Annotated in this window: 2 protein-coding genes; one reads left to right on the forward strand and one right to left on the reverse strand. The window is 63.6% G+C overall.

Annotated elements, in window-relative coordinates:
- Positions 1 to 411 (forward strand): M20/M25/M40 family metallo-hydrolase (locus B3Q33_RS01080; protein ID WP_286826580.1); only part of this gene is annotated, 411 nt, incomplete at its 5' end.
- Between the two features lie 19 nt (positions 412 to 430).
- Here B3Q33_RS01080 and B3Q33_RS01085 read toward each other — a convergent pair.
- Positions 431 to 712: NRDE family protein (locus B3Q33_RS01085; protein WP_349677881.1), on the reverse strand; the 282-nt coding region annotated here is incomplete at its 5' end.

Raw genomic sequence — 712 nt, forward strand, 5'->3', positions numbered from 1 at the left:
CTGCCGGCTACCGCCAACGCCACCCTGAACTTCCGGCTTGCGCCAGGAGAAACCCGCGACAGTCTACGGGCCTATCTGCAAAACGAATTACCGGACAATATCAGCGTCACCTCGAAGGGCGCTTTCCTGTCCGATCCATCCGCCGTCACCGACATCCCCTCCGCCAGCTTCGATCGACTGGCCGCGCTGGCGCGGGCGTTACCGGAACAGCCGGTGGTGGCCCCCTACCTGCTTATCGCCGGCACCGATGCCCGTCACTACCAGCACCTGTCCGACCAGGTATTCCGCTTTATGCCGGTCTCCCTGGGCCAGGACGATCTGGCCCGCTTCCACGGCCACAACGAACGTCTGCCCCGCAAGCAGTATCCGCACATGGTGCGGTTTTATGCGGGGCTGATGTTGGGGCAGTAACGGATCTGCGTAGTCAGGGTTAACTGCGCTGCAGAGATCCGCTGGCTGAGCCGTCCGGCAGCCAGCCCTGTTCCAGCATGATCGGGTCACGGTCGCGATGCAGTTCGACCACACTGCTGGCGCGGGTGCCGTAGGTGGGGGACTGGATAAAGACCGGGGCCACCAGACGTTCCAGGTCCAGACCGACGCCGGTGTCGGGAAGTTCGCTGTCCGGGGGCTGGAAGTGGTCGTCGACCACTTCCATGAGCTGTTCTGTGCTGCAGTCGGCGGTGATGGCGTTGGCCAGATGTTGTTTGGCCCG

The organism is Alcanivorax sp. UBA3183 (assembly GCF_002364155.1).
GTDB lineage: Bacteria > Pseudomonadota > Gammaproteobacteria > Pseudomonadales > Alcanivoracaceae > Alcanivorax > Alcanivorax jadensis.